At 50.8% G+C, this 21061-nt stretch carries 22 protein-coding genes; all 22 read right to left on the reverse strand.

The window, feature by feature from the left end; all coding sequences use genetic code 11:
• Positions 1–4: 4 nt before the first annotated feature.
• Complete coding sequence (locus ACZ5PT_RS17560) at positions 5–1585, reverse strand: NAD(P)/FAD-dependent oxidoreductase (protein ID WP_464264315.1); 1581 nt, start codon at positions 1583–1585, stop codon at positions 5–7.
• Positions 1585–2787 carry a sensor histidine kinase gene (locus tag ACZ5PT_RS17565; protein ID WP_464264316.1) on the reverse strand — a complete coding sequence of 401 codons (1203 nt, stop codon included), beginning with the start codon at positions 2785–2787 and terminating at the stop codon, positions 1585–1587. Before ACZ5PT_RS17565 ends, ACZ5PT_RS17560 begins: the two co-directional genes overlap by 1 nt.
• A 142-nt stretch (positions 2788–2929) precedes the next feature.
• Positions 2930–3382 carry a universal stress protein gene (locus ACZ5PT_RS17570; protein ID WP_464264317.1) on the reverse strand — a complete coding sequence of 151 codons (453 nt, stop codon included), beginning with the start codon at positions 3380–3382 and terminating at the stop codon, positions 2930–2932.
• Between the two features lie 36 nt (positions 3383–3418).
• On the reverse strand, positions 3419–3796 hold the full coding sequence (locus tag ACZ5PT_RS17575; protein ID WP_464264318.1) for a response regulator: 378 nt from the start codon (positions 3794–3796) through the stop codon (positions 3419–3421).
• A gap of 101 nt (positions 3797–3897) precedes the next feature.
• The gene (locus ACZ5PT_RS17580; RefSeq protein WP_464264319.1) at positions 3898–4713 is read right to left on the reverse strand and encodes a purine-nucleoside phosphorylase; all 816 of its coding nucleotides are present in this window, start codon (positions 4711–4713) and stop codon (positions 3898–3900) included.
• Positions 4710–5228, reverse strand: a complete 519-nt coding sequence (locus tag ACZ5PT_RS17585) for a response regulator (RefSeq protein WP_464264320.1) — start codon at positions 5226–5228, stop codon at positions 4710–4712. Before ACZ5PT_RS17585 ends, ACZ5PT_RS17580 begins: the two co-directional genes overlap by 4 nt.
• Before the next feature lie 34 nt (positions 5229–5262).
• Positions 5263–6042, reverse strand: coding sequence for a tetratricopeptide repeat protein (locus ACZ5PT_RS17590; protein ID WP_464264321.1), 780 nt, complete (start codon positions 6040–6042; stop codon positions 5263–5265).
• Positions 6043–6063: 21 nt separating this feature from the next.
• On the reverse strand, positions 6064–6570 hold the full coding sequence (locus ACZ5PT_RS17595; protein WP_464264322.1) for a hypothetical protein: 507 nt from the start codon (positions 6568–6570) through the stop codon (positions 6064–6066).
• 34 nt (positions 6571–6604) lie between these two features.
• Entirely contained in the window at positions 6605–7516 is a 912-nt protein-coding gene (locus tag ACZ5PT_RS17600; RefSeq protein ID WP_464264323.1) for a PfkB family carbohydrate kinase, read from the reverse strand.
• Positions 7517–7528: 12 nt separating this feature from the next.
• The gene (gene mtnP / locus ACZ5PT_RS17605; protein WP_464264324.1) at positions 7529–8404 is read right to left on the reverse strand and encodes an S-methyl-5'-thioadenosine phosphorylase; all 876 of its coding nucleotides are present in this window, start codon (positions 8402–8404) and stop codon (positions 7529–7531) included.
• Between the two features lie 28 nt (positions 8405–8432).
• Entirely contained in the window at positions 8433–9473 is a 1041-nt protein-coding gene (gene rlmN / locus ACZ5PT_RS17610; RefSeq protein WP_464264325.1) for a dual-specificity RNA methyltransferase RlmN, read from the reverse strand.
• Positions 9474–9565: 92 nt separating this feature from the next.
• Entirely contained in the window at positions 9566–9979 is a 414-nt protein-coding gene (gene ndk, locus ACZ5PT_RS17615; protein WP_464264326.1) for a nucleoside-diphosphate kinase, read from the reverse strand.
• An 89-nt stretch (positions 9980–10068) separates the two neighbouring features.
• Complete coding sequence (locus ACZ5PT_RS17620; RefSeq protein WP_464264327.1) at positions 10069–10668, reverse strand: XTP/dITP diphosphatase; 600 nt, start codon at positions 10666–10668, stop codon at positions 10069–10071.
• Positions 10669–10670: 2 nt separating this feature from the next.
• Positions 10671–11405 carry a ribonuclease PH gene (rph, locus tag ACZ5PT_RS17625; RefSeq protein WP_464264328.1) on the reverse strand — a complete coding sequence of 245 codons (735 nt, stop codon included), beginning with the start codon at positions 11403–11405 and terminating at the stop codon, positions 10671–10673.
• Complete coding sequence (locus ACZ5PT_RS17630) at positions 11402–12487, reverse strand: N-acetylmuramoyl-L-alanine amidase family protein (RefSeq protein ID WP_464264329.1); 1086 nt, start codon at positions 12485–12487, stop codon at positions 11402–11404. Before ACZ5PT_RS17630 ends, rph begins: the two co-directional genes overlap by 4 nt.
• Positions 12488–12558: 71 nt before the next feature.
• The gene (locus ACZ5PT_RS17635) at positions 12559–13635 is read right to left on the reverse strand and encodes a DHH family phosphoesterase (RefSeq protein ID WP_464264330.1); all 1077 of its coding nucleotides are present in this window, start codon (positions 13633–13635) and stop codon (positions 12559–12561) included.
• A gap of 3 nt (positions 13636–13638) precedes the next feature.
• Positions 13639–14106 carry a TIGR00725 family protein gene (locus ACZ5PT_RS17640; RefSeq protein ID WP_464266759.1) on the reverse strand — a complete coding sequence of 156 codons (468 nt, stop codon included), beginning with the start codon at positions 14104–14106 and terminating at the stop codon, positions 13639–13641.
• Positions 14106–16535 (reverse strand): heavy metal translocating P-type ATPase, encoded by a 2430-nt coding sequence (locus ACZ5PT_RS17645; protein WP_464264331.1) that lies wholly within the window; start codon positions 16533–16535, stop codon positions 14106–14108. Before ACZ5PT_RS17645 ends, ACZ5PT_RS17640 begins: the two co-directional genes overlap by 1 nt.
• A 41-nt stretch (positions 16536–16576) precedes the next feature.
• A complete protein-coding gene (locus ACZ5PT_RS17650; protein WP_464264332.1) occupies positions 16577–17890 on the reverse strand; it encodes a DUF512 domain-containing protein in 1314 nt (437 codons plus the stop codon).
• 139 nt (positions 17891–18029) lie between these two features.
• On the reverse strand, positions 18030–18263 hold the full coding sequence (gene hfq, locus ACZ5PT_RS17655) for an RNA chaperone Hfq (protein ID WP_464264333.1): 234 nt from the start codon (positions 18261–18263) through the stop codon (positions 18030–18032).
• Between the two features lie 10 nt (positions 18264–18273).
• The gene (gene miaA, locus ACZ5PT_RS17660) at positions 18274–19200 is read right to left on the reverse strand and encodes a tRNA (adenosine(37)-N6)-dimethylallyltransferase MiaA (RefSeq protein ID WP_464264334.1); all 927 of its coding nucleotides are present in this window, start codon (positions 19198–19200) and stop codon (positions 18274–18276) included.
• A gap of 7 nt (positions 19201–19207) precedes the next feature.
• A complete protein-coding gene (gene mutL, locus ACZ5PT_RS17665; RefSeq protein WP_464264335.1) occupies positions 19208–21037 on the reverse strand; it encodes a DNA mismatch repair endonuclease MutL in 1830 nt (609 codons plus the stop codon).
• Positions 21038–21061: the final 24 nt, after the last annotated feature.

Genomic DNA, 21061 nt, shown 5'->3' on the forward strand with positions numbered 1-21061 from the left:
CTTTTCAAGTTGAATATTGCTGCAAAATACTATTCGCGACCTTCAGTCCATCAACGGCAGCACTCATAATTCCTCCAGCATAACCTGCACCCTCACCCGCTGGATAGAGCCGGGGATGGCTGACCGATTGACAATCGACCGTGCGCAAGATCCTCAACGGAGCGGAGGTTCTTGTTTCCACTCCGATCAAGGTTGCTTCGTCGCTGATAAAACCGCGCATCCGCCGGTTGAACTGCGGTAAAGCCTGGCGCAGCTCATCGACGACAAAAGTCGGTAGACAGGTACTAAGATCAGCATGGACGACTTGCGGCTGACAGGATGAGTGCAATCGCCCCCCCTGTCCGCTTAAAAATTCCATTAGCGGTTGCGCCGGTGCACTCCAGGATTTTCCTCCCGCGGCAAAGGCCTGTCGCTCCCAGTGCTGCTGGAAACGGACCCCCGCCAAAGGATCAGCAGATGAAAAATCGCTTGGCCGTACCGCCACCACCAGAGCACTGTTGGACAATTCGGCGTTGCGCTGAAAGTCACTCATGCCATTGACAACGATCCCGCCTTCTTCAGAGGCAGCATTGACGACCATTCCGCCCGGACACATACAGAAGGAGTAAACGCCACGCTTGCTCTGACGGTTATTCCAGGCAAGGCTGTATTCTGCAGCAGGGAGTTGCGGGTGGCTGTTCATACCGTACTGAATACTGTTTATCAGTTCCAGGGGATGCTCAACCCGTAAACCAATAGCAAAGGCTTTTGACTCCAACTTTACCCCAGAGTCGAACAGCATCTGATAGGTATCACGAGCGCTGTGCCCTAACGCCAGCACGAGATGCTCGGTTGGCAGTTCCTCTGAGCCATTTAATTCCGCAGCACAAACCTGCCCCGCCTTAAAACGAATATCGGTCAGACAAGTCGAAAAGCGGATGTCGACTCCAAGTTGCTGCAAATGTTTACGAAAATTTATCAACACAGCGCGCAAGCGATCCGAACCGACATGCGGCTTGGCCTGCCAGAGGATTTCCTCCGGGGCGCCAAAACGGACCAACGTTTCCAGAACCTGACGCATCAGCGGGTGATTCAAACGGCTGGTCAGCTTGCCGTCCGAAAAGGTTCCAGCCCCCCCTTCACCGAACTGGATATTGCTGTTCGCATTAAAGATCTTTTGATGCCAGAAATTCTGGACATCCAGCAGCCGTTCAGCAACCGGTTTACCGCGCTCAACCAGCGTCACCTGGGCACCGGTTTGTGCTAACTGCAACGCAGAAAACAGACCTGCGGGCCCCATCCCGACGACCAACACTTGTGGTGATTGCGCTAAACGGATCAGCGGTTCGACTACGGGCTCAGGCGCAACAATAAGGCAGGTATTAGCGCGATTTTCATTTAAAACCTCCGCTGCCTCGGCAACCTCAAAATCGACCGTATAAACCCGCAACACCTTCGGCTTACGGCGGGCATCAATCCCCTTGCGAACGATTTTCCAAGTCCCGACAGCAGCAACAGGAATCCCTAAGATGGAGGCAATCGCAGCGGGCAGAAGTGACTCGTCGTCACCGAGCTGCAATGGAATTTCACGCAGGCGCAGAATCATCAGTGGACTGAAGCAGGCAGCAAGGGGATCTCAACCAGGAATCTAGCTCCCTCTCCAGGGCGACTTTCGGCACTAATTCTACCGCCGCAACCTTTGACGATGCGTAAAACAACGGACAACCCAAACCCGGTGCCTTTTTCCTTGGTGGTAAAAAATGGATCGAAGAGCCGCGGTAAATTCTCAGGCGGAATCCCGTGTCCGGTATCGGACACACGAATCTGAAGGTTTTCGGCATTATTTTTCAAACTGATACTTAGCCGTCCACCTTCTGGCATTTCAAACAGGGCGTTGCCGATCAAATTGGTAAAAATCTGTTCAATTTCTAGCGGATCAGCTTTAATTGTCGGGACATTCTCATCCAATTGACAAACCACCTCAACCTGCTGCGCATCAATTAGCACCTTGGTGGTTTTGAGAACCCGGTTAATTATTTTTGCCAAATCGACACGATCCCGATTTTTCCCTTCCCCCTTACTGGCCGCCAGCATTTGTAGCAGGATATTATCAATCCTCTCGACCTCCTGGGTTATCTTTTCCACATATTCTCGATTTTCCACATCCAACTCTGGCGCGGACTGCAACAACTGCGCAAAGAGATTAATGGAATTAAGGGGATTACGGATTTCGTGCGCCATGCCGGCGGATATATGTCCGAGTGTTGCGAGCTTTTCCGATTGAATGATTTCTCTGTGGGCCAATTCAAGTTCACGACTCTTATTGACCACCCGTTGCTCCAGTTCTCTATTCCATTCTTCAATCTCACGCTGCAAAAATTCTCGTTCTTTTAAGAGCTCGTGGTTCTCAAGTTCAACCCTACGAATAGAAAGGATCGAGTCGATCCGATCTTGAAGGTTTTTATTGGAAAATGGCTTTTGCAGATAGTCACTGGCACCGGCTTTCATCAGATCAACGGCAAGTTCTTCACTGCCTTTGCCGGTGAACATGATGACATAGGTATCCGGATAATTGATTTTGATTTGTTTGAGAGCATCAAGCCCGTTCATAACCGGCATCATAAAATCGAGCAGAACCAGTGCCGGCCTGTGCTCAGCCACGGACCGGACACACTCTTCGCCATTACGTGCCAGAAACACTTCAAAACCCCGCTTTTTCAGAAGAAGTGCAGTCAATTCGAGGATAATGTCCTCATCATCGGCTAGCAGAATTTTCTCTCCGGCAAAACGGCTATTATTCGTAGGCATGGTCTTTATTCCAAGTGAGGGCTAAAACTACCACGATAGGGCAGAATACCCTCGCTTGCTTGCTTTGACAAGGGTGGTGCAAACTAAAAAACAGCCTGATCGGCTGTTTTTTAGTTTGCTACTGGAAATTTAACAACGAACTTCAATCGGCATCATCAAGGCGGGCTGTCAGTACCGGCAATTTTGATTTTCTGACGACCTTTTCCGCCGTACTCCCGAACAAGACATGATCAAGTCCAGCCCGGCCATGTGTACCGAGGACAATCAAATCAGCGCCCTTGCCTTCAGCCTGAACAAGTATCTGGTCATAAGGCATACCAGGAACAATCAATGTTTCAAAATCGGTAAAATCACCTACATGCCGGCGACAAAAACTCTCCATCATCTTTTGTGCACCTTCTTCGATTTCTTCTTCAAGCTTTTCGAAGGAGATGTGCGGAACGTAGAATCCACGGAGGTCGATGGGCTCATTTATAACGTGGAGTATAATCAGGTGCGCAGAATATTTTTGCGCCATTGAAAGAGCCAACTGAAAGGCATTGTCAGAACTATCGGAAAAATCTACTGCCACCAGAATGGTCGAAAAAGTATTCATACCAACCTCCAGTTTGTGCGGTGTGAAACTCCCAGTTCAATTAACCTTCTTCATGTTACGATTGAAAATTCGCTCCATGACAGCTTTTAATTCTTCTAGTTTAACCGGTTTATTCAGATACTCAAAAGCTCCCAGATTCATCGCTTCCAAATAAGACTCTACACCGCCATAAGCCGTTACCATGATGACATTAATCGAGGGATAGCTGCGATTCAGCTCACGAAGAAATACCAGACCATTCATTTCCGGCATGTTGATATCGGTGATAACCAAGTCGACCGAGTGACGATCAAGATGCTCCAAAGCCTCGAAACCGTTTGCGACAGCAGCAACCTGAAAACCATCACGGGCAAGTAATTTCTTCAGGCCGATGCGAGCATTCTCTTCATCATCAACAATAAGTACACGTTCCATAGATATCCCATCAATACGAATAATTATTCTAAATCTTAACAGCTGACAGGGCTCTGTCAAGCCAGTGAACTACCCCATAACCAACTGATTTCACTTAACTATCAATCAAGCCACTGCATAAAGAGAGCTTCCAGCAGACTGGAAAAGAAGGATGCGGCCCGCTCGCCACTGGCGAGGACATCCTGATGATCGAGAATGCCAGCCGATTTGCCGGCGGCAAGGTTAGATATGTAGGAAACCGCAACCACCTCCAGACCAAATCGATGCGCCACGATGGCTTCAGGAATTGTCGACATAGAGACAGCAGTGGCGCCAACAAGCTGGAGTAATCTGATTTCCGCCGGGGTCTCATAGCAGGGGCCCATCATCCAAGCCAGCACCCCGGCATGTAAATTGACGTTCTTTGCCTGCAGCTGTTGCTGTAATTGAGAATAGAAATCCTGACGATAAAGAGTGGACAAATCGATAAAGTCCAGTTCCGGCCGGCCACGCAAGGGGTTTTCTCCAACCATATTCAAATGGTCGGTAACGAGCATAAAATCACCCGGTTGCATGGCAGCATCGATGCCACCAGCAGCGTTAGTCAGTAAAATTTTCTCACAATCGAGTGCGGCGGCTAAACGGACCGGTGCTGTCACCTGCCAGGCGCTATAACCTTCGTAACAATGATAGCGCCCCTGAAAAATCAAAATCGATCGACCAAAGAGCTGGCCGAAGTGCAAACAGCCAGCATGACCGACAACACCCGCGGGAGCAAACCCTGGAAGTTGAGAATAGGGAAGACTCATCGGCTCTTCAAGCTGTTCAAGAATGGTCGAGAGTCCGGAACCAAGGACAATGGCCAGTTGCGGTTTGCGGCCATCTAACCAACCGTGTGCCATATCAATCGCGGCAGAAAGATTATCCAGAAGGGTCATTTGTTGAGCAACTTGTCGATTCGTTCATTTAACTCATGCGGCTTAAATGACTTGCTGATAAAATCGTCGGCGCCAGCACGAATAGCCTTCATAGCGTCATCATCCTTGCGATAAACGCCGCTGATGCAGAGGATTGAAACTTTGCTCAGGGCAGCATCTTCACGGATCTCCCGGATCAGATCGAGACCATTTTTATCCGGCAAGTTGATATCAACAATCAACAGTTGCACCTCATGACTGTGCAATTTTTGCCAAGCATCGGCGGCACTGTCTGCTGTCAGCAGATTGGCCTTGCGCTCCTTGAGCAGATCAACCAATAACTCACGAAAAAAACGCGCATCGTCAACCAACAAAATAGTCGGCACTTCCACAAGAGCATCTGGTGGCACAGTGTTGCAGCTACTGACAACGAATCGGTGTGCACATTTAGGACACTTGACCGAAAGTGGAGAATGGTTTTCGGGCAAAACCTTGGTTCGATATCGTGCTTTACACTCCGGGCACTGAATGATCATGACTAAATCCCTTTTTAACAACCGGCCAACTATATCAATTTTTACCTGCAGCGTCACGGGACAGGCGGCGGAGCATCTCAGCTGATTGCATCCCCCATTCCGACGTGGGAGCGAGATCTACAACCCGTTCAAATTTTTCCGTTGCAGCCGCGATTTGCTGCTCTTTTAGCAACATTACCCCAAGCTGATAAATGGCCTGAGCAAAACCGGGAGCCACTTCAATCGCTTTCTCCATGGAACGACGTGCATTCTCACTCTGCCCCATAGCCTCATAGGTTTCACTCTGCAGGTAATAAACCTGCGCGTATCTGGGGGTAACAGCGATAACCTCTTCAAACTGTTGCAGGGCAGCAGGATAATCCTGTTTTTTTAAATAAGCGAACCCGATGCCGGTCAAGGCGACATGAGAATTGAAAAACAACAGATTACTGCCGGCGATTTCGAAATGGTTGATGGCTTTATCCCACTTCTGCATAACCAGATAGAGAGATGCCAGATTGTTGTGATAGCGTGGATTGTTATCCGACAGGGCTATCGCTCGCAAATAGTGCGTTTCTGCTTTGGTATAAGCCTTTTTCAATTGATAGGCTTGGGCCAATGCAGCATGGAGTTCACTATCGTCGCGCCCATTCTGGGAGGCCTGCAACAACTCCTTCAGAGCCATGGTCGGACTATTGGATTGCAAGTGGGACACACCCATCTGGTAGTGCATGTCAGCTTGCTGTTTAGCTTCCTGCTGCTTTTGCGAAACAACCGGCGCACAAGCGAACAAACCGGCAAGCAGAATAACGACTAATACACGTACGCAAAACATCTGCACCCTCCAAAAAACTGATTACATTGAAGAAAGAAAACGACCCAGGCTTTTCAAACTACGTTCACGATATTCATCAAGGCTATCCCGCCGAGCAGAGCCACGTTGTTCCGCTTGCGGTTTGGATTTTTCCTCACCAAGAGCGGATTCAGACAACTGACAGATCGCCATTGACGACCAGAGTTTTTTTTGATCAGCAGTTGAAAGCAGGTGGAAATCGGTCTCATTAAGCACAAAGCCCATAGATTCAGCAAAAACAAAACCTTCGTCGAAAGTTTCCTCCGCCTCCTCAACCGAAACCTCGCCGCACTTGGGAACAAAGAAAATCGACTTCTTGCTCTCAGAAAGATAAAAAGCAACCAACACCAAGACCTTATTGCCACTGGTTAGTGAGACCAGATAGGATCCGCACAGTTGCGGAGGATAGCCTGGAAACGCCATCTGCACATTGCAACCAGAGGTATTTAAGCGTGCGACCTTGGAGGCCGGCACATTTAATACCTTTAATTGTTTATGTTGCACAAACATCGGCTCTCCTCCTCATCTGACAGTATAGCTGGAATTACTCGATATCGGCAAAATCTGTCAGTAATTTTATCCGCTTATATCTGCTTTCGATCTGTGCAAAGTCGATTTCCTTGAGTCTCTCAAGGCTGAACTTTTCCACCGTGAAAGAAGCCATGACAGTACCAAAGACGATCGCCTTACGCAGGTTGTGTTCGTCCAGGTTGCGGGTCGCGGCCAGATAACCGACAAAACCACCGGCAAATGTGTCCCCGGCGCCAGTCGGATCGAAAACTTCTTCCAGAGGATAAGCCGGAGCAGAGAAGACCGAACCCTCACCAAACATCAGCACACCATACTCGCCACGCTTAACAACGAGGGTTTTCGGGCCGAAACCACGCACAATCGCCGCCGCCTTGATCAGGTTCGGCTCATCGGCCAACTGGCGTACTTCGGCTTCGTTAATCACCAGGATATCGACCCGAGAGAGGGTCTTGATCAACTCCTGCTTCTTGCCGTCAATCCAGAAATTCATCGTATCGCAGGCAACCAACTTCGGGGCTTTGACCTGTTGCAGAACTTCAAGTTGCAGTTCAGGATCAATATTGGCCAGAAAAACATACTCGGCATCGCGGTAGTTTTCCGGCAGTTGCGGCTGAAAGGATTCAAAAACATTGAGATGGGTTTCAAGGGTGTGCGCCTCGTTCAAATCATACTCATAGCGCCCTTTCCAGCGAAAGGTCTTCCCTTGACTGGTTTGCAGGCCAGCCAGATCAATATTACGACTTTTCAGGAAGTCGATATGCTCCTGGGGAAAATCATCCCCCACCACTGCCACCAGGTTAACGTCGGTAAAAAAGCTTGCGGCGGTAGAAAAATAACAAGCTGAGCCGCCAAGAACCTCGTCGGCCTCGCCAAAGGGGGTTTTGATGGAATCAAAGGCAACACTGCCAACGACCAGAATACTCATTTTGAATCCTTTTTAGTTGATATATTTGCCGATAATCGGCTCAAGAGCTTGCTTGGTTTCTGCCGGGATCATACTTGGATCAGTCATGATGGCAAATTCAAGTGCCTTTGCACAATTGCAGTCCCGCGTGTTCCTTTTAGTCACAATCGACTCGACAGACTTTTTGATAATTTCCCGCGCGGTCGCGACGTTCTGCTTGATGATAGCAATCACCGACTCGACAGAAACATCATCATGCTCTTCGTGCCAGCAGTCGTAATCGGTCGCCAAGGCAACCGTGCCGTAGCAAATTTCCGCTTCGCGCGCCAGGCGGGATTCCGGCAGGTTGGTCATACCGATAATATCGACCCCCCAGCTGCGGAAGATGTTCGATTCGCCGCGCGTGGAAAAGTTCGGACCTTCGATACAGATATAGGTGCCACCTTTGTGTACCGTTGCTCCGGCTGCGGTAGCGGATTCGGCGAGGATATCAGCCAGCCCTGCACAGATCGGATCGGCAAACTGGACATGACCGACAATCCCGTTGCCAAAAAAGGTCGAGGCTCTTTTCCCCTGGGTGCGATCAAAAAACTGGTCAGGGATCACGATGTGCCCGGGGACGATCTCTTCTTTCATACTGCCGACGGCGGAGACAGAGATAATCTGTTCGACACCGAGCTTTTTCATCCCGTAGATATTGGCGCGATAATTCACCTCAGACGGAAGCAGTCGATGACCGCGACCATGACGCGGCAGGAAAACCATTTTTGCGCCGCCTAGAGTGCCGGTAATAAAAGCATCCGATGGTACGCCAAAAGGCGTCTCCAGGGTTACTTCCTGGATATCCGTCAAGCCTTCAATTTCATAGAGACCACTGCCACCAATAACCCCGATAGTCGGTTGATTCATCGTTCTCTCCTTAGCGGTTCAAAACTATTTAAAGATTCGCTTCTTTATCCAGTTTGCCTTTTAACTGACCACAGGCGGCCGAGATATCCTGCCCCTTACTGGCACGCCGCATGGTGATGATCTGCCGATCCATCAGGTATTCCTGAAAGGCGTTAATTGTCGACTCGTCAGGGCATTGGAACTCGCTGCCCTCGTGCTCGTTAAAGGCGATCAGGTTGATTTTACAACTCAATCCATGCAGCAGCTTGACCAGCCGCTTGGCGTCGGGAATTGAATCGTTCACATCGCGGATCAAAATATATTCAAAGGTTATTTTCTGCCTGGTCTTATTGGTGTATTCGCGACAGGCCTTGAGTAACTCGGCCAGCGGATATTTTTTATTAATCGGCATCAATTGGTCACGGACTTCGTCGGTACTGGCATTTAAGGAAACTGCCAATTGAACCTTGATCCGCTCCGCCAATTCTGCGATCTGCGGAACCAGCCCCGAGGTCGATAAGGTCACGCGACGGGAACCGAAACCAAGCCCATCATCCTGATAGATAATCTGCAAAGCGTTCACCACGTTATCAAGATTATGCAGCGGTTCGCCCATCCCCATCAGAACGATATTCGATATCGGCGCATCGGCCTGTGCGGCGCAAACCTGATTAACAATTTCCGCGACCGTCAAATTGCGCGTTAAGCCAAAGGTTCCGGTCAGGCAAAACTGGCACTGCATGGCACAACCGACCTGGGTTGAGATACAGAGTGTTGCACGTCCTTCATCCATCGGAATGCGTACCGCTTCGACCGATTCACCATCGTCTAGTCGTAACAGATATTTCTTGGTTCCATCGCGGCTCTCTTCAACAGCCTCAGGCTGCCAGACAGAGATGAACGCCCGCTCCGCCAGTTCAGCGCGAAATACTTTGGCCATATCGGTCATCAAGGCAAAGTCGGTGACCTGACGCTGGTAGATCCAATGCAAAATCTGCTTGGCGCGATATTTTTGCTTCCCCAGATCAACCAGAAACTGCTCAAGCTGTTCCAGGGTCAAACTCTTAAGATCGACTTTATTCTGTTCCAATGGTGCCTCTTTGTTCTTGAAAACATTACGAAAAAAGCCCTCCGGATTGTAACCGAAGGGCTTTCTTACTGACAAGCTGTTTATGTCGCTAGTTACAGCAGTTCCAGCCCGTTAAAGAAGTAACCGAGCTCAAATGCAGCCGTCTCTGGCGCATCGGAACCGTGGGTTGCATTCTCGCCGATGGAAGCACCGAATTCCTTGCGCATAGTGCCTTCGGCAGCATCAGCCGGGTTGGTTGCCCCCATCAGATCACGCCATTTAAGGATTGCACCTTCGGCTTCGAGAGCCAGAACGACACAAGGACCACTGCTCATAAAGTCGGTGAGCTCGCCGAAAAAGGGACGTTCGCTGTGAACAGCGTAGAAACCCTCGGCTTCAACTTTGCTCAGATAGAGTTTTTTCAGACCAATAACTTTGAAACCTTCTGCGTAGATACGAGCAAGAATTTTACCGGCATAACCGGCAGCAAAGGCGTCGGGCTTGATAATAGCGAATGTTTTTTCCATGACAAATTTCTCCAATATTTTGAGTTGTAATAATTCAAATCGCGATGCGCTTTGTAGCATCCCCGCTAAACGCTGTCAAGGACACAACCTCAGCTGTTCTGCGCTAGCTGCTGCAACACCGGTAACACTTTACGTAACGCCGTACCGCGATGGCTGATCCGATTTTTAATATCGAGCGGCAACTCGGCCATGGTTTTGCCATATTCGGGAACGATAAACAGCGGATCATAGCCAAAACCGCCGTCACCACGTTGCGCGCGCATAATCAGACCGGAAACCTGCCCCGCGTAAGTTTGACAGCTGCCGTCGGGCCAGGACAGCGCCATCACGCAGTGGAATGCGGCCTGCCGCTGTTCATCGGCGATAGCATCTAACTCCACAAGCAATTTGGCGTTGTTGCCGGCATCATCGCCCTGCACTCCGGCATAACGGGCCGAATGAACTCCGGGAGCTCCATTTAAGGCATCCACCACCAGACCACTGTCATCGGCCAAGGTCAGATAACCACTGAATGCCGCCAACTGCTGCGCTTTTTTTCGCGCGTTGGCGTCGAAGGTTTCGCCATCCTCGACAACCTCGGGAGGATTTTCCAGCTGATCGAGACCGACAACTTCAACAGCGGTATCTTCCAGCAGGCGACGAATCTCTTTGAGTTTACCCGGATTGCCGGTTGCGACCAGTAACTGCATACTTAAATCTCCAGAGCCTGCTGCTGCAGTTCGGTCAACTGAGCACAGCCCTTTAGTGCCAGGTCGCGCAACGCATCAAGTTCATCCATAGAAAAGGGTTCCTCTTCTGCGGTCCCCTGGACCTCGACAAACTTCCCGGAACCGGTGATGACAAAATTCATATCGACATCGGCGTTGGAATCTTCTTCATAATTCAAATCGAGCAGCGGTTTACCATCGACAATACCGACGCTGATCGCAGCAACACTGTCTTTTAACGGCATCGAAGACAGAATCCCTTTTTCGACCAACCCGGACAGCGCGTCATACAAGGCAACGTAGGCACCGGTAATCGATGCGGTGCGGGTCCCACCATCGGCCTGCAAGACATCACAGTCGATCTGCACGGTAATTTCGCCCAGCGCCTTAAGATCAGTGACCGCACGCAAAGAACGTCCGATCAAACGCTGGATTTCCTGAGTTCGACCAGAGATCTTGCCCTTGGCTGCTTCGCGCATCGAGCGGGTGTGGGTGGCGCGTGGCAGCATGCTGTATTCGGCGGTTACCCAACCGCGGCCTTCACCGCGCATAAATGGCGGTACCCGTTGTTCGACCGAGGCGTTGCAAAGCACCTTGGTCTCGCCACAACAGACCAGCACCGAACCTTCGGCATAGCGGGTAAACTGGCGTTGAAAACTGATCGGCCGCAGTTGATCTGCCTGGCGATCGTTAATACGTTGTCCTTCGGTCAAACTCATTCCATTGTCTCCTTCTTCGACTTGGCGTAACTGCGTATCCCTTGATAAAGCGCCTGTGCCAGTCGTTCCTGATAAGCTCCATCCTGCAGATTGTGCAATTCATCCGGATGACTCAAATAACCGAGTTCAACCTGTACCGTCGGCAGACTGCCGCGCCCCAACGACAATAATGACGAGGGATAGATTCCGTTCACCTCAATTCCAGCAGTACGCAACGCCAGAGCAAGATCATCGGCCAACATCCGGCTGACATTGACACTCGGCTCGACCAACTGTGCGTCATCCCCGGTCTGAACAACGGCATCTGGACGGACAAACAGATTAACACCATGCGGCTCAGCGGACAGTGAGGACTGGGCGTGAAGCAGCAACCAAAGGTCGACATCATCTTTCAGCGCCGGTTGCAAGCGCTGCTCAAGGGACAATTCGTAGTCACCATCACGGCTTAAATAGATCGGAACGCCAAGCTTCATTTTCAGTTGCTTGGTCAGTTTCTCGGCAACCTTGAAATTGATCTCTTTCTCTTTAACCCCGGAAGCGGCGATCACCCCGGTGTCGAGACCGCCATGACCCGGATCGATGGCGATGGCACGGATCACCGGCCCACTCCGCTCGATTTTTTTATTCAGCAAAAAAGCAAACAGCTGTTCGAGACTACTGGTTTCCTCGCTGACCGCGACATCAACATCAGGATCAAGATTGCGAAAGTAGATCGGCTTTCCTATTAAAAACGAAAGCTGGTTAAGAATAAAGTTCTCGGTCACACGCAAGCGGCCGTCGATGAAACGGGGTTTTTCCTGTAAGGGAAAATAATTGCCATCGAATTTAAGAGAAGCGCTCGCCGGAGAGATTTCCGCCCAGCCGCGTTGTGTCCGGATGCGGAAGGTATGCTTGATCGAGTTCCAGTGACCGGTCAGGCCGACGGCATCCAGGGCATCTTCGATGGCAACATAAGGCACCCCCCCCTGCTGATAGACATCCTCCAGACGAACAGGATTCTTTCCGCGCGGTGCAATATCAACCGCAGCCAACAAAGGAGTGGCAACAAGAATAAGTAGTAGGATGGATAATATCAGGCGCATTGTTACTCCACGATCAAAGCCGCTCGGTTATACCCCAGCGGCAAACATTCTGTCAACGCAAGCGCCCTTGATCAGCTGTTTTCTACGAGCAACGGCTCACCCGGAACCGAGGGGAGCGCAAGTGCCTTGAACAGACGGCGGGTCAGAAGTCGTTCCAGTTCTTGCTGAGAACCATCATCTTCGGCCATACTGCGGATTTGACCGCCAGCGACCATACCATGTCCACCGGCCGTCCCCACGCCCTCAACCATCTGCTGAATGATTTGCCCCAGTTTGGCGTCATGCTCAAGTGCGCGCATCGACAAAATCTGCGTGCCATCGTACCAGCCCATCCCAAGGACATATTTCACACCTTGCTGGCGCAACAAAAAATCCGCCAATTCAGCGACCAGGTCAGGGTTAGAAATTTGTCGTAGATTAAAGACCAGTACCGGCCCATAGAGCAGTGCATTTTCGATTGCGGTTCGAAAGGTGGAAAAATAATCGCGTGGCACCTGCGGATGAATAATATCAAACAGGATACGATTATTCGATAACGGCAGCAACTTCAGATAGGCATCGCGATCGGCCTTTGACCATTCGCGGCCAAGATCCTGTGTCTCTGATTTAATCGCGTAAAACAAACTGGTTGCGAGTTTGGTGTTGATCGAAACCTGCTGCTTACAAAGGTACTCATACAACATCGTTGCAGAGGCCCCGTAATGAGTGCGGATATCGACCCAGCAGACCAGCGAAAGGTCGGTTTTAGGCGGATGATGATCAATAACCAGATGAACAGGACGGTCGGCAGGAAAAGAATTATTACCGGTATTCGGCTGCGTATCGACCATACAGACAACAGCAAACTGATCAATGTCCAGTTCAGCGATCGGCACCAAGGGGATTTCCAGCAGCTCAACCATGCTGCGATTTTCACCGCGACCGACAATTCCGCCATAGGTGATCACGGCATCCTGCCCGGTTTTAACCAGCAGAAGATGGCGCAGGGCAACTGCGGCGGCGATAGAATCGGGGTCGGGGTTATCGTGCGTAACAATCAACACCCGACCGCGGCCACGCATCCACTCGATCAGTTCAGCGACGGAATCGCCGTCAGCGCTAAAAAGTGGACAGCTTGCCGCCTCAGCAGGTGAATCAGTTTCGGACATCTTTTACTTCCCCCCGGCAATCGACTTGATCGCCATGGCAACCGCCTCTTCAGGTGTACTGGCGGCCAGAACGCCAGCTAAATCCTTCCAACTATTTAAATGGATAACAGTTTTTTCCAACTTCAGGCTGATCGCCATTTCGGACAGGGTGCCAAACTCACCCTCGATGGCGATCAAAACGTCGGCCGTGTGGGCAATAATGACATTGCGCGCATGCCCCATATTGGTGACGATCGGCAGCGTAATATATGGATTGGCCGTCTTAGCGGAAGAACCAGGCAGCACACCGATGACATCACCGCCAGCCTCGAAGCACCCTTTTGAAGCAGCCTCCATCACGCCACCTAGACCACCACAGACCAGAACAATATCATTCTCGGCAATCAAGCGACCAACCTGACAAGCCAGCTTTACACCAGCAGGGCTGGCCTTGCCGGCGCCGATAACGCCGATCATCCGCTTTTGTCTCATCAATCCAGCCCCCCTAAACGTTTGTTCATCCGGCGCAGCAGCAGGCTGTTTGCCACCACGGACACACTCGAGAAGGCCATCGCCAAACCAGCAAATTCAGGTTTAAGATATAGGCCAAAATGCGGATAAAACACCCCGGCCGCCAGTGGAACGCCGAGAAGATTGTAAAAAAACGCCCAAAACAGATTTTGTTTGATCTTGCGCAAGGTCTGACGCCCCAGACGAATGCCACGCTCGATATCGAAGAGATCGCCACCGACCAAAATGAGATCACCGGTTTCCTTGGCAACATCGGTCCCACTGCCGATAGCAATACCGACATCGGCCTGAGCCAAGGCTGGCGCATCGTTGATGCCATCGCCGACCATACCGACCAACAGCCCCTGCTGCTGATACTTCTGCACCACTTGCAGCTTCTGCTCCGGCAGCACTTCGGCCTCAACCTGCTCAATGCCGATCTGCCGTGCGACAGCTTCAGCGGCAGAGCGACGATCTCCGCTTAAGAGGACGCAAACAATCCCCAGTGATTGCAGACGCGAGATCACCCGCTGAGCATTCGGCTTAAGGCTGTCACTTAAGGCGATAATTCCCAACAACTGTTGACCACGTGCAAGGAAAACCAGCGATTTCCCCGCAGCAACAAATATTTCTATTGTGGCGGCTGCTGCGCTTAAGTCAACACCATCGTTGTGTAACAGTTGCTGCTGACCACAAAGGACAACCTGACCATCGATCTCGGCACGCAAACCCTGCCCACCGATCTCTTCCAGCACCATAGCCGGCGACCAGCGCAAATTTCGCTGCCGGCATTCACTGACAATACTTGTCGCCAGCGGGTGAGTACTGCCTTGCTCCAGCGCGGCGGCAAGTTGCAGCAGTTCGGATTCGTCATAACCGGCAGGAGAATAGACATCATCAACCTTAAATTGGCCGCTGGTCAACGTGCCGGTTTTGTCGAGCAGCAGCAGCTGCAACTTCGAAATCTGCTCTAAAACAGACGATTTTTTAAACAGGATACCCCGCTCCAAGCCGACCGAGCTACCAACCATAATCGCCGTCGGAGTTGCCAATCCCAGAGCGCAGGGGCAAGCAATAACCACAACCGCGATCGCCATTTGAAAGGCAAACAAAAATGGCCTGTCAAGCAGCAGATACCAACAACAAAAGGTCAGCAATGAAAGGCTGACAACGGCGGGGACAAAGATACTCGACACCCGATCGGCAATCCGCTGAATCGGCGCCTTATCACCCTGCGCAGTTTCAACCATACGGACAATCTGGGCCAGCACCGTCGCTTCACCAACGCGGGTGGCACGGATAACCAAACGGCCAGAACGATTAATTGTTGCGCCGGTGACCTCTGAGCCGGGCTCTTTATTCACCGGCAATGATTCACCGCTGATCATCGCTTCATCGACCGCAGCAACCCCTTCGACAACCTCGCCATCGACAGGGATCTTTTCACCCGGCCGGATCAGAAGGAGATCGCCCGGTCGGACGACGCTGGCCGCAACCTCCCGCTCCCGGTCACCATCAAGGAGAACGGCACGATCCGCCTGCAGATGTAGCAACTGTTTCAACGCGGCACCGGCGCGCCCCTTGGCGCGCACTTCTAACCATTTACCAAAGCGGATAAACAGAATCAGCATGGCGCTGGTCTCAAAAAAAACCGTCGCCTCCGCGCCGAGCAGACCCAAAACCGCCAACAATGAATATCCGTATGCGGCGGTGATCCCAAGCGTAACCAAGACATCCATATTGGCTGCTCGGTTTTTTAAGGATTTCCAGGCACTGCGATAAAAGCCGAGCCCAGCGGTGAACTGTACGATGGACGCCAACAGCGCATTGACGATGAGCGTCGTCGAACCGAATACAGGGAAAAACATCAGCAGCATAATCGGCACGGCACCAGCGGCGGCAATCAAGACATTGCGTAATTCTGTGCGCGTATCGTCACTTTGATCCGATTGTTGTCCGGGCGGCAAAGCCTCAAATCCGGCCGAAGCAACGGCAGCATAGATTTGCGGGGCGGTAACAACACCCGGAGCATAATCAACCTGAGCGAAATTACCTGCCAGATTCACCGAAACATTATCGATACCCGGCACTTGGTGCAGACGTTTTTCAATCGTCGCCGCACAGGAAGCACAACTCATCCCGCGGATGGCAAAACGAAGAGACTCTATAGAGGACTCGTCAATGGAAGGGGGCTGCGGTTCAGGGATTGGGGTCGTTACAATTTCTCCCGTGCCTGCAGTTTTAAATCCGGCGGCAAGCAGAGCGGTTTGAATTTCAGCAATACATTGATCGGCTGGGTTGCGACAGGAAATAACGGCTTGCTGCTCTTCAAGCGAAACGACCACCTGATCAACAACCGAAAACTCGTTGATAATACCGGTCACCCTGGCAACACACTTTTGGCATTTCATGCCAAAAACCGGAATTATGATTTGAGTATCGGACATCATCTTCAACAATGGATAATGTCAACCGGGCCATCGGCTAACTGTTCAAGCCCTTCGAGTATCCCCCAGGGGGAACTCTCGACAACGACAACAGGAACTTGCAATTTTTCGGCTAAATCATCAACCGTCAAATCATCCAGCAACCGCTGCTCACCTTCTTTGAGCATGACGTCAGGCAATAAGAGGCCCTGTCCCAAGTCTTGCTTGGATAATTGCTCAATAAGGTCTTTCCCGGTCAATAACCCGGTTACGGTGACAGCGTCACCAAAAAACTCGTTTACAACGGGAAGTACCGCCAGCTCTACACCGGTCCTTACCGTCAACCGCTCAGAAAATCGCTGCAGTTCAGAGACAAAAGATTGTCCCGTGACTAGCCCCACCCGGTCGATATCAAGCGATTCCGCCTCCAAAAGAACCTCGGTGGCCTGCTGACGGAATTGCGCAATCAGACCAACACCATTTTCAATCTGCTCGAGCTCTTCATAACAGAGCAGATCCGGGATCGCAACCTCTGCCTGGAGATAGATCTCATCGGCAGCGAAAACAAAGCGACTGCCTTTTTCAGCAAGATATTTCTGCTGATAAGAGTCGATGATAGCCAACGCATTGCGGGCTTGTGCTGCGGTCATTTTTTCCAGCTGCGGAAGATGCTGACGATGTTTTGTTAGGCCGACCGGAACCACTGCTAAAGAAGCAATCAGTGGGTAGAAAGCAGCGAGATCGGTTATCGATTTCTCCAAAGCGGCATCATCGTTGAGGCCGGGACAAAGGACAATCTGACACTGCAAATTGATTCCGGCATCAGTCAGACGTTTGAGCAAAGGCAAAATCGGCGGAGCGGCACACCCCAGAAGCTGCTGTCGTAACTGATCATCAGTGGCATGCACCGAAATATACAGCGGTGAAAGTTGCTGTTCGATAATCCGTTGAAAATCTGCATCTGTGAGATTGCTCAGGGTAATGTAGGAACCATACAGGTAGGAAAAACGGTAATCTTCATCCTTGATGTACAGGGAGCGGCGCATTCCCTTCGGCAGCTGATGAACAAAGCAAAAAATACACTTGTTGTCGCATTGTCTGGTTTGCGGGTGTTCAAGAATCAGTCCGAGATCCTCGTGTGAATCTTTTTCGATTTCCAATTCCCACACTTCATCGTCGTGACGCAAAATTTCGAGTAACAGACAATCCGACTCAATGGCCCGATGGTAATCAACCAGATCTTCAATTATTTGCTGATTGATTGCCAGCAGTTGGTCTCCGCTGTCAAGCCCCAGCTCAGCAGCGTAACTTCCTAGTTCAACGGACTCAATGCGCAGCATCACAAACTCCAAAAGAAATAATTTTGCCTAAGTATATCATTGCGCCCCTGAAGATAAACACGATATCCGCAAAACAAACAAAACAGGGGCAACGCTTCGGCGCTGCCCCTGTTTTGTGTAAATTGTGTCAAATCAGTGATTAATCACGTCCGCCATGCAGTCGGAAGGAACCATCCGAGGACGTAATTGAGCTGATCGCGTGCTTGTAAATCAGGATGTCGCCATCACTTTCAGCAAGTACACAAAAACTGTCAAAAGATTTAATAAACCCTTCCAGGTTGTCTCCTGACATCATTACAATAGTGACCTTGACCCGCTCTTTACGGGCCTGATTCAGATACTGATCCTGAATATTAAAAGGTGACTTTGGCATATCCACTCCTTTATTGACTGACAAAATCCTCAATAGACCGTAACACTCTACCAGACTCAGTTGAGGAATCAACCCAAATAATTTCAGGCTCTTTCCTGAACCATGTCAACTGTCGTTTCGCATACTGTCGCGTACTGGTGCGAATATCCTCTAACATCTGTTGATCACTATTCGGCTCATCGAGATAACGCACAACTTCACGGTAGCCAAGGGTCTGCAATGCCTTTAGCTCGACAGAATAGCGCTCAATTATGCCGCGAGTTTCTTCGACCAACCCTTCTACAAGCATCTGCGCGGCGCGTAAATCGATGCGGCGATAAAGTTCAGCCCTTTCCTGCGTCGGAGCCAACTTCATGACCCGATACGGCTGATCGGCAAACTGATGCTCGGCCTGCAGTTCCGTCAGGGTTCGACCACTGAGGTGATAAACTTCAAGTGCCCGAACCAGGCGAATAGTATTGTTCGAATGAATCCGCTCTGCCGCAAGCGGATCGATGCGTTCCAGCTCGGCATGTAAGGTTCCCGCACCGACTTCTATTTCGCGTTGATGCAAGCGATCCCGCAACGCCTGATCTGCCGTTGGCAAATCCGCTAACCCCCCAAGCAACGCACGAATATAGAGCCCGGTTCCACCAACCAGGCAAGGGATTTTTCCCCGCCCAGCAATCTCATTAATCAGCGGCCGAGCCCGATCAACAAATTGTGCGACAGAAAACTCTTCATCAGGGTCGATCAGATCGATCATATGATGGGGAACCAGTGCCCGCTCTGCAGCGGTTGCCTTCGCTGTACCGATATCCATCTGCCGATAAACTTGGCGTGAATCAGCAGAGATGATTTCGATAGGCAAGCGCTCCGCCAACGACAATGACAATCCGGTTTTACCAGAGGCTGTCGGTCCGCAGACAACCAGAACGGGTATTTTAGGCTCACACATAAAACGACTATTGACGCCGGAAAAGGCGCTCAACTTCGGTTAACGTCAAACGCTGCATAACGGGACGACCGTGCGGGCAGTTGGCCTTGAAATCAATGTTGTCCAACTCACGCAGTAACGCTTTCATCTCTTCGGTCGATAACGCCTGGTTGGCACGAATAACACCATGACAAGCCATCAAAATAAGAATGTCATCAATCGAATCCTGCAATTGGCCAGCACGGCCAACTTTCTCCAGCTCCAAGGCGACATCAACCACCAATTGACCGACATCCTGATTGAGCAGCACCTGGGGAATCGCTTTGAGGGCGAAGGATTTTCCGCCAAAAGGTTCAATCTCAAACCCGAGACGCCCCAATTCAGAACGATTATCTTCCAGTGCTGATGCGCTGCGAAAATCGAGTTCCAACATGTCGGGAAACAGTAATGACTGACTGGAAACCGCTCCGTTTGCATAAGAATGACGTAATTTTTCAAAGCCGATCCGCTCGTGTGCAGCATGTTGATCGACCAGGACCAGATCATCTCCATCCTGACAAAGCAAATAGCTCTGATGATATTGACCTAAAATTCGCAGGCCAGAAAAAAATCTGCTCCCCTCACTCTCCGGCAGAACCATTTGCTCGGCAGGTCTAATTTCGTCCTCGGCAGTTTCAGTCCTTGCTCCCAGCGCCGGAAGAGGGACTAATTCTGCAGGAGACGCGATCGATTGATAAACCGCCGAAGTTTCATTGGCGATCGGCGGAATGACTGCTGCACCCGGGCGATAAGCAACCGGCACAGGAACAGGTGCTGCTTGCGGTTCTGCTGCCGGAACCGACTCGCCGAGCCAATCAGCCGGTCGTAGGGCCTGCTGCAAGCTATGAACGATGAAATCATGCACCAAGCCCTGCTCGCGAAAACGGACCTCATGCTTGGTCGGATGGACATTGACATCAACCTGGGCCGGATCGATCTGCAGAAACAACGCGACAACAGGATAACGCCCCTTCATCAACAGATGACGATAACCGGCCATGACTGCATGCTGCACGACACGATCCCGAATATAGCGCCCGTTGATAAAGGTATAGATATGACTCCCCGCAGAACGGGTTAATTGCGGCTGCGAAATCAGGCCGCTCACGCACAGATCAGGTTCCGACCTTTGATCAATTTGCAGCATGTCTTTGAGCAGAGATCTTCCCAGAAGCGCGGCAAAGCGTTCCAGTAACCCCTTCTCGCGGCGCAGGTCAAGGAGCATCCGGTCATTGTGCTTTAAACGAAAACAGACATCAGGATGAGCCAACGCTTGTTTAGTAACTACGTCAGCAGCGTGACTCAGCTCGGTCTGTTCTTTGCGGAGAAACTTTCGTCGCGCAGGCAGGTTAAAAAAAAGATTTCGAACCTCTATAACCGTCCCTTGCGGCAAGCCAACCTCTTCTGCTCGCTTGACCGCACCACCTTCGGCATAGATCTGCTGTCCCAGCCCTTGATCGTCAGCACAGCTTTGCAGCAGAAAACGTGAAACCGACGCAATAGAGGCCAGCGCTTCACCACGAAAGCCCAGGGTTTGTAAAGCAAAGAGATCAGCATCGCAACTGATCTTGCTGGTTGCGTGCCGCTCCAGCGACAAAAAAGCATCCTGACGGTTCATGCCACAACCATTATCAGCAATTTTAATCAGTTTTTTACCACCAGACTGAAGCTCGATAAGAATTTCCGTCGCCCCGGCATCGAGTGAATTTTCCAGCAATTCCTTAACGACCGAAGAGGGACGTTCAACGACTTCGCCCGCAGCAATCTTATTACAAAGATCTTCGGGAAGAACATGAATTGTGCTTTGAGGAGCAATCATTGCGTTTTCCGTAAAAAGAAATAG

Source organism: Desulfuromusa ferrireducens, from assembly GCF_055389805.1.